Annotated in this window: 13 protein-coding genes; 2 read left to right on the plus strand and 11 right to left on the minus strand. The window is 50.6% G+C overall.

All coding sequences use genetic code 11. The annotated features are described in order from the left end of the window. Nucleotides 1–46: 46 nt before the first annotated feature. The 7 genes from ABYT30_RS01090 to ABYT30_RS01120 all read right to left on the minus strand — a co-directional run bounded on the left by ABYT30_RS01090 (nucleotide 47) and on the right by ABYT30_RS01120 (nucleotide 7,587). Nucleotides 47–2,380 carry a TonB-dependent receptor gene (locus tag ABYT30_RS01090; RefSeq protein WP_373078096.1) on the minus strand — a complete coding sequence of 778 codons (2,334 nt, stop codon included), beginning with the start codon at nucleotides 2,378–2,380 and terminating at the stop codon, nucleotides 47–49. Nucleotides 2,381–2,496: 116 nt separating this feature from the next. Then, nucleotides 2,497–3,042 carry a GTP cyclohydrolase I FolE gene (folE, locus tag ABYT30_RS01095; protein WP_373078093.1) on the minus strand — a complete coding sequence of 182 codons (546 nt, stop codon included), beginning with the start codon at nucleotides 3,040–3,042 and terminating at the stop codon, nucleotides 2,497–2,499. Nucleotides 3,043–3,363: 321 nt separating this feature from the next. Then, nucleotides 3,364–4,059 (minus strand): GDSL-type esterase/lipase family protein, encoded by a 696-nt coding sequence (locus ABYT30_RS01100; RefSeq protein WP_373078091.1) that lies wholly within the window; start codon nucleotides 4,057–4,059, stop codon nucleotides 3,364–3,366. Nucleotides 4,060–4,117: 58 nt separating this feature from the next. Continuing rightward, complete coding sequence (locus ABYT30_RS01105; protein ID WP_373094894.1) at nucleotides 4,118–4,369, minus strand: hypothetical protein; 252 nt, start codon at nucleotides 4,367–4,369, stop codon at nucleotides 4,118–4,120. Between the two features lie 49 nt (nucleotides 4,370–4,418). Further along, nucleotides 4,419–4,757 (minus strand): Dabb family protein, encoded by a 339-nt coding sequence (locus ABYT30_RS01110; RefSeq protein WP_373094896.1) that lies wholly within the window; start codon nucleotides 4,755–4,757, stop codon nucleotides 4,419–4,421. Between the two features lie 107 nt (nucleotides 4,758–4,864). Continuing rightward, the gene (locus ABYT30_RS01115; protein WP_373078084.1) at nucleotides 4,865–6,409 is read right to left on the minus strand and encodes an AMP-binding protein; all 1,545 of its coding nucleotides are present in this window, start codon (nucleotides 6,407–6,409) and stop codon (nucleotides 4,865–4,867) included. Next, nucleotides 6,406–7,587 (minus strand): acyl-CoA dehydrogenase family protein, encoded by a 1,182-nt coding sequence (locus tag ABYT30_RS01120; RefSeq protein ID WP_373078082.1) that lies wholly within the window; start codon nucleotides 7,585–7,587, stop codon nucleotides 6,406–6,408. The genes ABYT30_RS01115 and ABYT30_RS01120 overlap by 4 nt, the downstream gene beginning before the upstream one ends. 125 nt (nucleotides 7,588–7,712) lie before the next feature. Between ABYT30_RS01120 and ABYT30_RS01125 the strand changes: the two genes are divergently transcribed. Both ABYT30_RS01125 and ABYT30_RS01130 read left to right on the plus strand, forming a co-directional pair. Next, on the plus strand, nucleotides 7,713–8,612 hold the full coding sequence (locus tag ABYT30_RS01125; RefSeq protein WP_373078079.1) for an SMP-30/gluconolactonase/LRE family protein: 900 nt from the start codon (nucleotides 7,713–7,715) through the stop codon (nucleotides 8,610–8,612). Between the two features lie 163 nt (nucleotides 8,613–8,775). Next, the gene (locus ABYT30_RS01130; protein WP_373094899.1) at nucleotides 8,776–10,113 is read left to right on the plus strand and encodes a spinster family MFS transporter; all 1,338 of its coding nucleotides are present in this window, start codon (nucleotides 8,776–8,778) and stop codon (nucleotides 10,111–10,113) included. Nucleotides 10,114–10,173: 60 nt separating this feature from the next. Here the strand turns inward: ABYT30_RS01130 and ABYT30_RS01135 are convergent, their stop codons facing one another. The 4 genes from ABYT30_RS01135 to ABYT30_RS01150 form a co-directional block, all read right to left on the minus strand. Next, entirely contained in the window at nucleotides 10,174–11,145 is a 972-nt protein-coding gene (locus tag ABYT30_RS01135) for an alpha/beta hydrolase (protein WP_373078074.1), read from the minus strand. A 70-nt stretch (nucleotides 11,146–11,215) separates the two neighbouring features. After that, nucleotides 11,216–11,959 (minus strand): hypothetical protein, encoded by a 744-nt coding sequence (locus ABYT30_RS01140; RefSeq protein WP_373094902.1) that lies wholly within the window; start codon nucleotides 11,957–11,959, stop codon nucleotides 11,216–11,218. Nucleotides 11,960–12,060: 101 nt separating this feature from the next. Beyond that, entirely contained in the window at nucleotides 12,061–13,431 is a 1,371-nt protein-coding gene (locus tag ABYT30_RS01145) for a malonyl-CoA decarboxylase domain-containing protein (protein WP_373094905.1), read from the minus strand. Nucleotides 13,432–13,606: 175 nt separating this feature from the next. After that, nucleotides 13,607–14,845: FAD-binding oxidoreductase (locus ABYT30_RS01150; protein ID WP_373094907.1), on the minus strand; the 1,239-nt coding region annotated here is incomplete at its 5' end.

Here is a 14,845-nt window from a genome sequence, read left to right on the forward strand (position 1 = left end):
CACTCAACGCGCCGGAATTGTTTAAACATTTCCAGCGCTATTCAGCTTAAAAGCTGTAATTCAAACTTAAACCAAAGTTCCGATCGGCATCACGATTCAAGTAATGACTGGTGTCACGGCGGTCATTTACCACACTGAAAGGCGCAATATAAGTAACGTAGTACTGGGCAAATACGTTGTTTACGTAGGCCGCCAATTCTAGCTGGCGCTCAGCGTCGATCCAGCCGAAGCGAATATTCCAAATCGCGAATGCATCCTGAATGGTATTGGGATGCTGCTCAGTATTAAACTGAGTGTCATCTTGCCAGCGGCCCAAAATGGCGACATAAGCCTGATCATCGCCAAAGGAATGCTCGTAACGTCCGCCAACTGACAAACTGACTTTCGGCGAATGCGGCATACTGGCACCGCCAAGATCCTGCGAATCACAACTACCGTTACCATCTTCATCAACGCCGCCACGCTCGCCCGGCTCCTGCCCAACAAAACATTGGGTGACAAAGTCATTGAATTTATTGTCGCTGTACAGCAATGAGCCATGAAGAAATAATGAGTCGACGAGTTCCGCTTGCAGATCAACCTCAATGCCCTTGGCTTCCAACTCACCGGCATTATCTAGCTGGTATGAACCCAATGCTATTAACTCACCGGAAGAGCTGCCAAGCTTTAAAATTTGCGCCTGAAAATCTTCAAAAACAGTACGGAACAGTGCCACATTAAGCTCCACTCTGTTATCAAATAAACGACTTTTAAACCCGAGCTCGGTATTAAATGCGGACTCGGGATCAACCGGGTTTTCCATTGCAGACTCGATATCCGTCGCATTCAAATCAAATGCACCAGCTCGATACCCCGTTGATACCGTACCATATACGATGGTCTCCTCTGTCCAATCGTAGGACAAAGACACTGAGCCAGTGATTGCAGTATCGTCGAAACTCCTTGTAGGAATAGTAATTTGGGTTCGGCTCAACTCTTGCCCAGTTTCGTCGTGATACAGTCTATCGTCACGCTTTACCGAGGCACTCATTTTTTCATAGATATAACGCGCCCCCGCAGTCAAGTGCAGATCATCACCGATATGCCAAGTCGACTGGCCGTAGACGCCGACATTTATGGTTTCTATCTCATTAAATGTATCTACGCTCTGACCGAATGAATCACCGGTCAGCTCAGGAAGGCTGACATCAGGAATGCCATAAACCAAACCACGAACAACAATATCGGCAGGTATATCACTTACACCGCCGTTTACGACTTCGTCGACCCGATTATTGAAAAGCAAAGTACCGACGGTATACTCCAATTCGCTGTCACCATTGCTCGACAATCGAAACTCTTGGGTGACGGTCTCGAGCTTGCGGAACCCACCTACCCGATCAACGTCTACGCGATCTCCCGCAAAATCAGGTATACCGTTCGCTTTTTCCAACTCAAAATCGCGAAATCCGGTTATCGACGTAAATGTCGTTGCCCCCAGATCCCATGCGGCCAATAGCGAAACACCCAAATTTTCTATATCAGACTGATTATTACCGAAAGTTTTTACCTTGCGGTTTTCTTCATCATTGTTATCAATTTCAGGGGATCTAGCAGCCTTGTCAGGATTGGCTGAACGAGCGGCTAGCGGTGTCGCCTGACCGTCTTGCAATTGATAATCAACAGCGAATTTCAACATGAAATCTTCTGACAAATCCCACCTGACTTTAGCGCGAGCCCCAAATATAGTGAAATTTGGCAGGGTGTTATTCTGTAAAACATCTTCATGTATTCCCTTATCCTCTTTGTGAAATACACTCACTCGCAAGCCAATGTCATCCGTAATAGGGCCACTAGCGCTGGCTTGGACTTTGGTCAGCGAACCAGGAAAACTATCCGGCTGTTCATACGTCACCCGTCCGGCCGCTTCAAATTCAGACGCAGGGTCACGAGAAATAACATGCACTAAACCCGCCGTAGCGTTTTTACCAAACAGCGTGCCCTGTGGGCCGCGGAGCACCTCAATACGTTCAAGGTCCAAAAAATCAAAACTTGCCAGTTCATTACGGGCAAGCGGTACCTCGTCAATCACGATTGAAACGCTTGGTTCAACAGATGCGGTATAAACATCTGTACCAATTCCACGAATTCGAACCGAAGAGTTTGACGGATCATCTCGAGTAATCAATCTCAGTGACGGCACCAGTTTAGTAAGATCTTGAACAGTATTTATTTCGTTATTTTCCAGCAGCTCCCGTGCCAAGGCACTAATAGCCATCGGAACATCCTGTAAATTTTGCTCCCTTTTTTGCGCCGTGACTATGACCTCTTCAAGCGCAGATTGCGCTATATTAGGCAGCGCCAGAGATAAGACTGCCACGCTAAAAAATCTGCGCTTCATGGTATTTCTCCTAAATTTTTTTAAGCTTTCGAGGACTCTAAGTAAACCAATCCAAAACCACGGATTGGTTCTAAGGCATGATTCCGAATCAATAAATTTGCAAACCTACGCTTAAATTAGCCTCTGCTGATCAACGCTAAAAACTCAGTGCGCGTAGCTTGGTTGTCCTTGAAAACACCAAGCATGGCGCTGGTCCGCATAACGGAGTTTTGTTTTTCGACACCCCGCATCATCATACACATATGGCGAGCCTCAATAATGACAGCCACCCCCTCTGCTCCTGTTACTTCCTGCACAGTATTGGCAATTTGCGTTGTCAGCCCCTCTTGTATTTGCAGGCGACGGGCATACAGGTCGACTATACGCGCGACTTTAGACAAGCCCAGGACCTTGCCGGTAGGTATGTAAGCAACATGACAGCGGCCAATAAACGGCAGCATATGGTGCTCACACATCGAGTAAAGTTCAATGTCTGATACCACCACCATTTCATTACAATCTGATTCAAACAAGGCACCGTTTACGACCTCATCTACACTGCGGCGATAGCCCGACGTCAAAAAATCAATCGCTTTTGCCGCGCGCCGCGGTGTATCCACTAGGCCATCTCGAGTAAGGTCTTCGCCAATCGCGCGAAGAATGTCTTCATATGCTTTTTCCACTATCTTCCTCATTTATAATATTAATTCGTTAATATTTGGTGTTCTTGGTAAATCACTAGGGTCAGCAGGTGTCGCAGCGCTACCACTACCTCCGCACGCGCTAAACATTAACATGACCTGGTAGACACAAATGATTTCCAGCGAAGCTTAAGGTGTTATCAGTAACATCACGTTTTATTCTAATTGATAAAATTCTTGCATTTTCGCTAGTTCTAACGCACTCCCAAGCGCAAACCACAATGAGGCCTTATTACCTATAAATTAATATTGATATAAGACGATGTACTGACTCATTTGGGTAACAATTCAACTAGGGAGTTATTACAGTAGCTCGCCATACACCGCTGTCGCAATACCCGCCGCACCTGCGGTGTTAGGATGAATGCCATCACCTATAAACCACTCTCGGTGACTGGCCGATAATATATCCATTGGAATGACGGGCAGGCCAAGCTCCTTAGCCAAATGGCGTACAGCCTCGCGTACATCCACTAATACCACCTTACTAATCCCAAATTTATCAGGTGCCGTGGGATCATCCTTAAATACCGCGGGTGGCGCCATCAACAAAATACTCGGCTTCGACGGCAGCGCTTGGTAACTGGCGATAAGGTTTTTGAACTGCGCAAAAAATTCAGCTTCGCCTTGCCAGTTTTGCGGCTTGGAATCATTGGTGCCAAACATCACCACAACGATATTGGGTTGGAAATCCAGACTGGCTTGGTATCGTCCTGTTTCAACATAGGGATTATCCCCAGTCGCCATCGCGGTACGCCCGCTTACCCCAAAATTCCTGACATCGTAGCCTGCACCGAGTAACTGGCCGAGCACTTTCGGGTAACTATTTTTATACCAATTTTTAACGCCCATGCCATAAGTGATGCTGTCACCAACGCAGGCGACTCTGACACTGTTTTCTTTCGGTTCGGGGTCTAAGGGATAAGATGCTATCCCCCAGTAACCCAGCTGCCACACTGCAATGCCAATGAGCACAGTGAAGAGCAAAAATTTTTTCATTAGGACTTACCTGTTTGTCGTCGCGGCTTATCGCACTTTGTCGCAAATGCAGTATGGCTTAATCAAAATGCCCCGAAGCCAAAGCCGCTTCGAAGCCTTCGAGCCAATCCAAGCCTATGCCACCCACTGCCCTATATACCCGAGCTGTACCAGTGTGGGTTGCCGTCACGATATAACTGACCGTAAACATCCCGGCAGCATCGGGATCTGGGGCCTCATACACCATCTCAAACGAAAACTGATCGACTTGATAGTTATAATTGGGGATTAACGCTTTGGCCTCTGCCAACTCCTTATCATAAAGATCCATAGCAGCCTCCTATTTATTAGAATGTTGAATGCTTTACTCTCACACTTCGCTATACGGCAACAGAATCATAAACGACAACTTTGCGCCATAGGTGTTCGCAATCCTTTACAAAGCGTTTGTGTATAGCATCCACTTGGTAGGCATTCTGCCCAGCGATATCATCAAAAAATAACAATTCGGAAACATCAAAACCGTCATCTACCACGTCGCGCTTTGCGGTGGCAGCCGGTAGACCTATTCGAATCGATCTGACCGCAGCGATCTGAATCAAGGTTTTTAGCCCGGCAATTAATGCATCGCGATCTTCTTTCGAATCAGAATTTTTCAGCCAAAAAAACACTGTATGGGATACCGCAGGTAAATCTATAGGTTTCTTTTGGCTGCTCATTATCGTGTCTTTTGTATAAATTTTTGGCGCTAATCGTCACACCATGGGCAAGGAAACCAGGGTTTACTAAGCTGCAACGATTAGCCAATCTCAATCACCGGCAGTTATCAACAATAGCGCAGGCGGAGTGCTTTCTTATCTGGCTTGCCCAGCGGTGACAGAGGCAATGCATCTATAAACTCTACCGTTTTAGGTGCCTGTACGGCGCCCTTGCGACTTTTTACAGCAGCAATAAGCGCTTCCGCTGTTACCGTCGCGCCGGGCTTGAGCACGACCACGGCTTTAACTGCCTCACCCCATTTAGGGTCGGGCACACCAATAACGGCAGCCTGTTGTACGCCCGGCTGCTCGATCAACACGTCTTCAACTTCCCGCGCAAATACATTAAAGCCACCGGTTACGATCATGTCCTTTTTGCGATCGATAATCCGCAGAAATCCATCCGGACTTTTAACCGCTACGTCGCCGGTGTGTAGCCAGTCGCCCGCCAAGGCCGTGGCGGTTTCTTCCGGCTTATTGAGATAGCCGGTCATTAGCAAGGGGCCGCGCACGCAGATTTCACCGGGTTCGCCGTCGGGCACTTCGCGCATATCGTCGTCAAGCAGCGCCACCTTCACTAACTGGGTCGGCCGGCCACAGCTGGACAAACGCACTGGATCATCCGGTGTATGCTCGGCACGGCGCATAATCGTCACCGACATGGGCGCCTCGGACTGACCATAAAACTGGAAAAAAATCTGCCCTAATTTTTCGATCGCATCTTTAAGGCGGGCCGTTGGGAATGCCGACGCGCCGTAGAAAATCACTTCCAAACTCGACAGATCGAACTCGCCGAAACGCGGATGGTCAAGCATGGCAATTACCATGGTAGGTACCATCAGCACCGAGGTGATTTTGTGCTGCTCGATGGCCTGCATCACGCCAACCGGGTCGAAGCCTGGCAACACCACCATATGGCCGCCCAGCGCTAAGACCGAGGTTAGCACCGCAGCGCCAGAATGACTCAGCGGCGCACAGACCAAGTGGCGAATTTCATTAGGCCACTCCCACTCCATGAGCTGAATCATTGAGGATGTCACGGCGGACAATTGCGAGCACATAATGCCCTTGGGTTTACCGGTAGTACCGCCGGAATAGGCGATCCGGAACAAGTCGTTGGGGTTTGCGACCGGCGCGACCAGCCGCTTGGGTTCAAAGCCGCGGCTGGCGGTAAGAATATTCTGGCCGACCACGCCATCTCCCAGCGCCAGAAAGTGCTTTAATTGTGGCGCGCGCTCGACCAGTCCCGCCGCGATATCTTCGTAGTGATCGGCGTCGTATACCAAGGTATCGATTTGCGCGTCTTCTATAACGTAAAGGTAATCGTCGATAGAGCCCATAGGATGCAAGGCGGTCAGTACCACCCCGGCAAAACTCAAACCGTTTGTCGCAAAAAGCACTTCCAAACGATTGCGCGACAACACAGCGGCACGCACCGGACGTGGATTAAGGCCACTGATAAACTGCTGCAGGCGGCTGATTTCATTCGCCATATCACCCGCAGTCACCACCTGACCGTCGCTGTCGATCATTACCGTGCGATCTAAATCCCGCGACAGTGCGTGAGCGATCAAATCTCCCACCATGGCCTGCTGACGAATAGCATCACTCATTTTTCGGCCCCGCTGTCTGCTGGGCGCGCCAGGGAAGGAACACCATGTAACAACTGGTTAGCAATAATGGTGTAGTGCATTTCTGAAGCGCCTTCAGCGATACATTTGGCCTTAGCGTCACGCATATAACGATTCACGCCAGTGGAATCCATGATGCCGCTGCCACCCCACATCTGCAGTAATTTACTGCAGATCTCAAAAGCGGTATCACCAATATAGGCTTTACACACACTGCCCATCGCCGGTTCCATCGCGTCGTTATCGAATGCGCGAGCGTTTGAGTAAAGCAAAGCACGACAGGCCGCGAGCTTGGCGTGGGCTTCGGCCAACCAATAGCTCAGGGGCTGCAGTTCATACATCCCTTTACCGTAGAGCTGGCGCTCTTTTACATACTCAAGGGTTTTGTCGAACATGCCCTGAGCACAACCCAGAGACGTGGCAGCATGGGCCAGAACATTGGCATGGTTCGCGGCGCGGTGTGAGAAACCACCGGTAAGGACATCACCGAGAATGCCGTCATTTTCAATACGCACATTATTAAGGGAGATCGGGCCGGTGTTAGTTCCGCGCCAGCCTAGCTTGTGTTCATAGGGCAGTACTTCAAAGCCCTCGGCCTCCTGCTCAACCAAAATACAGCCGTAGCCAACCTGACCTTCATGATTGCGGGTTTTGCACATTACCAAATAGGACTTGGCCACCGACTGGGTGCAAAATAACTTAGAACCATCAATGCGCCAGCCATCACCGTCTGGCTCAAGCTTAGTAAGGTGACTCGCGACATTCGCCGCCCCGGCAGGCTCACTTTGCGAATACGCCATAAGACGCTCGCCACTAGCAGACAAGGGTAATAGGCGCTGCTTCTGCTCTTCAGTACCAAGGATTTCAACTGTCTTCGGGCACAGCACCATCTGCACTGTCAGCGCGCCAGCAAATGCTGGGCTCGCCTTTGCAATTTCTTCCACCACCAAACAGACTGAAACAATATCTGCGCCCGAACCGCCATACTCTGGCGGTGTATACAAACCAAACAAACCGAACTCGGCGGCCTTGGCAATAAGCGAATCTGGCGTACGCTCCTCGATGTCGATCTGATTGGCCAGTGGCTCCACCTCTTTTTGGGCGAACGAGATCGCCATATCACGTAGCGCGCGCTGGTCTTCATTTAGCCAATCAAGCATGTCAAAATCCTCTGTTTTTATATCTTTACACGGCTCATTTGGCCGCTCTTTTAATTGCAATGAACATCATGTATTGTAATGAATTGTAGTATACATCAGCAGTCGCACAAAGCAACGGGGACTCAATGAGCTCAAACATCACACTCAATGAATTGCGCGCTGCGCCAGTTTCAAATCACCTCGGCGAAAACCCCGTATGGTGCGCCGCCGAGCAATGCCTGTATTGGATTAATTGCGAAAAAGCGCCTGAACTCCACCGCTGGGCACCAAAAACGAATGAACACCAACATTGGCCGATGCCTGAGCGTATCGGCGGCGTCGCAGTAAAACAAAACGGCGGCTTACTGCTTGTACTCGCCTCCGGTATCTATGACTTCGACTGCACCACAGCAGCGCTCACACTGCGGGTCGCCTCGCCACTGCCCGAGCACGTCAAGCTTCACGAATGCAGCTGCGATCGCCAAGGCCGACTTTGGGTTGGCGCCTACGACCACAGTTTTAGCCCGACCAACCGCAACCCTGCCGGCGGAGCCTATTTCCGCTTGGACGGCAACATCCTTACCCCCGTTATCGACAAAATCAACGTCGCCAATGGCCTCGCCTTTAGTCCAGATGGCAAAACACTCTATGCCGCCGACTCTGGCACCAAGCAAATCCACGCCTATGACTTAGATCCTACTAGCGGCGACATCTCTGGCAAGCGCCTATTCTTAGACATTCCCACTGGCATCGGCTTTTTAGACGGCGCCACCGTCGATACCGACGGCGGCTACTGGCTGGCCTTAATGTACGGTAATAAACTCCACCGCTACCTGCCTGATGGCACTTTGGATGATGTTCTCACACTGCCCTTTTCTAGCCCGACAAAAGCGGTGTTTGGCGGTGCAGAGCTCGACACACTCTTTATAGCCACCACAAAAATGCAACTCGGGCCCGACACCCCGCCAGGCTTTGAATTAAACGGTCCGTTGTATGTATTGAAGACAGCATATAAAGGCCTAGAGGATACACACCTAAGGAGTTGAGCTACACTTAGCTCTCAAAAATCGCCCTTGTTGCGCGCAAACGCCGGCTTGCGATTTGAATGTGGTCCAACAGTAATAGATCACACTGAATAAAATAGAAATCGAATAAAAAGAGCAAGGCCATTCCACAACTATAAGTGACGCCTAAATAAAGAGCTGCAATATGAATAACAATACCGATATCAACAAACCCAGCGAAAACGGCGATATAGCAGCCAATGACGACATCAAGGTCTCACCGGGCTACGCCAATTATGTCTTGGGCGTTTTGTTTATCGTTTATGTCTTTAACTTTATCGATCGCCAAGCAATGTCAGTATTTATTGGCCCAATTAAAGAAGAGTTCAACGCCTCAGATACGCAAATGGGACTCTTGGTTGGCTTTGCTTTCGCCCTGCTATATACCTTTGCGGGTATCCCGATTGCACGCCTAGCGGACCGGTCAAACCGTCGAAATATTATCGCCATCGGTTTAACCGTGTGGAGCGCGATGACCATCGTTACTGGTCTAGCGAAAAGTTTTTCTCATCTGGTGATCGCGAGAATTGGCGTCGGTATCGGTGAAGCTGCCGGCACACCACCCGCCCATTCGCTGATTGCCGATTACTTCCCTATCAACAGACGCGCAACAGCGTTGGCAGTGTACTCATCTGGCGTGTTTGTCGGCTCCGCAATTGCCTACTTGGGCGGCGGCTTTTTGCGCGAGCATTTCGATTGGCGTACGGCATTTATCATCCTCGGTGCACCGGGACTATTGGTTGCCCTGATCTTACGATTTACCGTAAAAGAGCCACCGCGTGGCCTTTCAGAACATCGCAGCAATGACTCTGGGGCCTCGACCTTTAAAGAAACCCTCAAATTTCTGCTCAGTTCACCGTCATGGGTTTGCTTGATGGCTGGCGCATCATGCCTATCCATAATCGGCTACGGCATAATGATGTGGGGCTACGAATTTTACGGCCGTATCCATGGCATGTCGCCGATCGTCGTAGGTCAATGGATGGCACTTATTATTGGTATGGGCGGCTGTGCCGGCACCCTGTTGGGCGGTGTCTTAGCTGACCGTCTCGCGGTGAGCAAGCCATCCCACGTCATACGTATTCCCGGGCTGCTTACGCTCGCTGGCATGCCTTTTGGTGTGGCTGCTTTATTGGTCCACTCCAGCACCTTGTCACTGATTTTTCTATTCCCGTTCTACATGTTGTTAAACGTGTATATACCGCCAATGTACAGCGCCAACCAAAACCTAGCGAAATTGAATATGCGGGCCACGGCATCAGCGATTGTATTATTTATTATTAATATCGTTGGCGCCGGCGCCGGACCTTTTATTGTCGGCGCCTTAAGTGATTTCTTTGCCATTAGCCACGGTGATCAAGGTCTACGCTACGCCTTAGTGGCCACAATTGCGATCGGCGTTATTGGCTGTGGGATCTTCGCCCTCAGTAGCCGATGGCTACGTCAGGATTTACAGCGCGTGCAGGATGGGGCTATGGCTTAAGCCGTTACCGACGGGTCGCGCGGCGCGGTGCCGGTTGGGCACCGCTAGCTCGACCCAAATTCACCCCTGCGATATACGCGAACAAATAAACTCGCGAATTTCACGGTCAATCTCTAGACCTTCTGGCGCACCCGGGAAGCCCGTATGGGGACCCGCCTCTGTAACATGCAAACTTGCTGGCACACCCGCCGCCCGCAGCGCGCGATGCATCCTAACGGTGTTTGACAGGTAGAGGTCGCGGGTTCCCGTGGTCAATATCGTGGGCGGAAAACCTTTACTAAAATCGCCGAATAACGGTGAAAGGTAGGGGTGAGCCAAATCCTGACCATTGGCGTATAAAAGATTAACCTGCATCAAGCTACGCAGGCCCGGATCAACACCATCATTGGTCTGAAAGCTATCGCCAGATTCAGTCAAATCAACCTCTGGCGTCGCCAGAATAAGGCCGGCGGGCAAAGGCAGGCCCTCGTCACGCGCTCGTAGTATTAATGCCGCCGCCAAATTGCCACCGGCCGAACCACCGCTAACTATAATCTCACTCGGCGAACGCTCCTGCAGCAATGCGCGATACGCGGACATGCAGTCATCCAAGGCCGCCGGGTAGGGATGATCTGGCGGCATACGATAATCAACCGCCCACACCCGCTGCTGCAAACGTTGGGCAGAGCCCATACCCATTAACCGACACAACTCGCCTCCGCAGAGAATAAGACCACCGCCGTGCATCTCCAATACCACAGTACGATTATCCGGAGATAAGCCCGGTGGTGTGATATCGAAAACCTGTGCGCCATTAGCATCGCGCTCGACCACAACGGCTTCACTCTGGGCATTTAACATCCGCAACATCGGAAGAACGTTTTCCTCAGCGGCGGTAACATAGCCGCGCCAACCCGCCTTGTCATTTAGTGCGGGGTAAGGTGGTGGTGTCGGCTGCGGCATCAAATAGTGACGGGCAATATCACTTAAGTGCGATGGAATTGTTACTTCGCGGGCCGGAAGCTGCGCTTTGCCCATATCTTGCTCGTTCATAAATTCATCTCTCAATGACGGGTTAGACACCGACCAACTACCGGCGTCTTACTCATTAAATCTATTCTGACTAAGGAAGGTAGCGATCCCAATCAAAAGGAACTACCACGAAAAACGGCGCGGCAAGCAAGCCTCGGACAGCACCCGATTCCCAGCGCTTGCGCACATGCTCGGCCAAGGCCTTAGCAGTCTCAACAGGGTCTTTGTCAAGAAAGCAGTATGTAATTCGAGAACCCGTGAAATCACCTGCATAGGGTTCGGGCGCGGGCTGCCCATCAATCGACCACACCCCAGCCACCCCCGGCACGTCGATCAGATTGCTGGCATCTGCCTGCCCCTCTTCAATGATAAGGTAGACCCCAATAGACGGCCGCCAGGGCATCACCTCAGCACCCGCCACCGCACTCGGCGCAGCAACCTTAGCCGCCACAGTACCAGTCACAAATCCAATACTGGGCAGGCGGAGTGGCATGCGCCCACCCTCATGAAGAGCGAGACCCAATGCATTAAAGCCCGGAATTTCGCCATCATTGGTGAACATATAATTCATCACGTGGTCGACCTGATCGTAGGGTGCTTCGTTGGCCGCGCGCACCGCACGACAAGCAGGCGTCGACACTAAGCGTATTGAATGCCGCAGTCCCGGTAAGCGATACTGTTCTGGCCGATGATCCAGCGAATGCCATTCAATATACTCGGCGTCCCGGCCCTCAGGCTCGCGGCCAGAAAGGGAAACTAACACATAACTAGCCGTACTCTTACCAGTAGCCAATACGTCGGGCAACTGCTCCGAAGGCGTTCCTTCCAGTTTCATATATTATTCTCCAGTTTTAAAACTATGTTGTTGAGCCTGTGAACTTTAAACGTACCTAGCGCGGCCACTTAACCATCAAACTCTTACACACGTCGAGACAACTAAACGCTAACCAAATGCTCAACACTTAAGCCTAATTGGCGAGCCGATTTATACAGACCGGCGGCCACAGGTAATTTCCCACTCTGAAGCGTCGTTAAGTTTTCCTCCATATGCTTAAGACTGTAGCCATAGTTCACCATCATACCCGCCGCACTGTTAATACCATTTTCTGACATATCACCAAATAAGTTGATGCGATGAATATAGGCACCGTTGCGTAAATGAAAACGCGCCACAGAATTAATGGGCCGACCGCGGTCCATTGTGGTCAGATATTGCAGGCATTTTCGCTTAAGTAAATTTTCCAATTCCGGCAGCCAAATCGGCTTAGCGGCTGTGCCGAGCGACGCCAAGGCCGCGCCAAAGGTGGTCGCAGAAAACGGCAACTGATCAAAATCCCCTTCAACGAAATTTTTCTCCAACCACGGACGAAAGCCCGGCACCGGTGACAGCGTAACAAAGGTACGAAGATCCGGTAGCTCGCTACGCAGTTCTTTCACCGCTTGTTTAATCAGGTATTCGCCAAAGCTGATACCACGCAAGCCTTTCTGCGGACTGGTAATTGAATAAAAAACCGCAGTGTCAGCATCCTCGGGATTCGTATAGGGATTGTTCACATCCAGCAGGTGCTGAACATTGCTCGCAATACCTTTCGTAAGGGCCACATGCAAAATGGCCAAAGGCTCCTCCGGCATACGTGGATGAAAGAGTGTGTAGCAGCGGCGGTCACCGTCGAGGCGGTTTTTAAGGTCCTGCCAAGACACAATGGAGTGATTGGCCTCGTACTCCATAAGTTTTTCTAACAAGCTCGCCGACGATGACCAAGTAACTCTTTGCACATCCAAAAAGCCGGGATCAAACCACAACCGAAAAAGCTCGGTTAAGTCCGCATCCAGTGTCGCAAGTTTATCTCCCTGCCTCAAACATTCGAGCACTTGCGATCGCATATCAACTAAAAAACGCACTCCATCCGCTAAACTAGTAAAGCGCGTAAGTAAGGCAAAACGTCGCGGCTTTAGCGCCTCTCGCAAAGCGGTGGCCGCCTGCTTGCGACCAATATCATCTGCAGCTTGATATTGCTTGATATACCTATCAATCAACTCGTCATCGTTGCCAAATTCTTCAGTCAACATGATTAAAACTTGTCGCTGTAGATCTTGATTACAAGCGGTGTAGGCCGCACCTAATTCAGCGGCGCGATGCCGGGCATCGACTTCGCCGAAAGGCGCATTAATGCAAAATTCAACGGACTGGCGAAAATCCTCCAGCTCCCACGCACTATTCGCAGCGACTTGGTTACCTGGCGCTGTGAACAAATACTTTTTTACATTTAAACCCCAGCGGCTAAGTTTTTGGTTAACAGTTGGCATAGAGTTTACCGCTCAATAAGTTTTCGTTAACAAATTTATTCGTAAGACGCTAAGCACAATTCACTACGGTGCCAATTAAATTTGCGACCACAGCGACACCTATTAAAAAACCTAAAGTGCTTGGTTTTTTCGCCAAAATGCATTTACTACATAAAACTTAATTTTCAAAGTACGCTTACTTAGTGTCGAGTAAGCGACCGGGATTTAGAATATTTTTAGGATCGAGAGCGTGCTTCAGCATTTTCATTAAGGCCAACTCCTCGGGGGAACGTGTCCACGCCAAAAAAGGCGCCCGCGACTGGCCTATCCCGTGTTCGGCCGCTATTGAACCACCCACATCGCGGACCGCGTCAAAAATAGCAGTATCAACGGCTTTCTGAACTTCTTTACCGGCTTCGCCAACACTAACAATGGCATGGAGATTGCCATCACCGGCATGGCCGTAGAACATGACACTGGCGTTGGGATAAACTTGGCGCAGATTTTTCTCGGCCGCTACAGAAAATGCCGGCATCGCAGCCAAGGCCATACTGACATCAAAAGAATAGAATGGCCGACATCCCGCCAGCCCCAACTCCATCTCTTCGCGCACGGCCCACAACCCTTCCCGTTCGCGTTCAGAGCTGGCAATGACCGCATCCGTTATCAAACCGGTCTCCATGACTTTTTCCAGCTCTCTTTGGAACTGGGCGGCATCGTCCTCAGCGTTACTACCCAGGGCTTCGACCAGCGCATAGAAGGGCGAGCCCGAGGGCAGCGGGCGCGGGCGCTGGGGTAAATTCGCCTCGGTAATACACTGGTAAAAGCTTTCCCACATCAATTCAAATGAACTTAATCGCCCAGACAAGCCCGCCTCGAGCCTACGCAATACCGTGATCACGTCTTCAAAATTGTCAACCGCAACAATCGCCGTCTGGGACGATGTCGGCAAAGGTCGCAGACGCAATACGGCGCGCGTGATAATCGCCAACGTACCTTCGCTGCCGATCAATAAGTGTTTCCAGTTGTAACCGGCATTGTCTTTTAACATTTTGGTTAGTGATGACACCACGGTACCATCGGCCAATACTGCCTCTAGGCCAATGACCATGTCCCGCATCATGCCCCAGCGTACCACCCGATTACCGCCGGCATTGGTCGCAATTACGCCGCCAATCATGGCCGAGCCTCTGGCACCGAGATCTAAGGGCAAAAATCCACCCTCGGCTTCGGCGGCTTCCTGAACTGTCTGTAAAATGCAGCCCGCCTCAACCGTCATTGTCATCGACGCAGTATCAATTTCGACAATGCTATTCATTCGCTCAAGGGAAAGAACAATACCGCCATTCGCGGCAACACCGCCGCCCACTACTCCGGTGCGCCCCGACAGAGGGCTAATGGGTATGCCTGCGCCTGCCGCCAATTTTACGATGGC

It is taken from the genome of Zhongshania sp., assembly GCF_041623545.1.
Lineage (GTDB): Bacteria > Pseudomonadota > Gammaproteobacteria > Pseudomonadales > Spongiibacteraceae > Spongiibacter.

Coding starts and splice junctions, on each gene's coding strand:
- ABYT30_RS01105 (WP_373094894.1), bottom strand. CDS start 4,369: ATGGATCTTTATGATAAGGAGTTGGCAGAGGCCAAAGCGTTAATCCCC.
- ABYT30_RS01135 (WP_373078074.1), bottom strand. CDS start 11,145: ATGAACGAGCAAGATATGGGCAAAGCGCAGCTTCCGGCCCGCGAAGTA.
- ABYT30_RS01100 (WP_373078091.1), bottom strand. CDS start 4,059: ATGAAAAAATTTTTGCTCTTCACTGTGCTCATTGGCATTGCAGTGTGG.
- ABYT30_RS01115 (WP_373078084.1), bottom strand. CDS start 6,409: ATGAGTGATGCTATTCGTCAGCAGGCCATGGTGGGAGATTTGATCGCT.
- ABYT30_RS01120 (WP_373078082.1), bottom strand. CDS start 7,587: ATGCTTGATTGGCTAAATGAAGACCAGCGCGCGCTACGTGATATGGCG.
- ABYT30_RS01110 (WP_373094896.1), bottom strand. CDS start 4,757: ATGAGCAGCCAAAAGAAACCTATAGATTTACCTGCGGTATCCCATACA.
- ABYT30_RS01130 (WP_373094899.1), top strand. CDS start 8,776: ATGAATAACAATACCGATATCAACAAACCCAGCGAAAACGGCGATATA.
- ABYT30_RS01125 (WP_373078079.1), top strand. CDS start 7,713: ATGAGCTCAAACATCACACTCAATGAATTGCGCGCTGCGCCAGTTTCA.
- ABYT30_RS01090 (WP_373078096.1), bottom strand. CDS start 2,380: ATGAAGCGCAGATTTTTTAGCGTGGCAGTCTTATCTCTGGCGCTGCCT.
- ABYT30_RS01140 (WP_373094902.1), bottom strand. CDS start 11,959: ATGAAACTGGAAGGAACGCCTTCGGAGCAGTTGCCCGACGTATTGGCT.
- ABYT30_RS01145 (WP_373094905.1), bottom strand. CDS start 13,431: ATGCCAACTGTTAACCAAAAACTTAGCCGCTGGGGTTTAAATGTAAAA.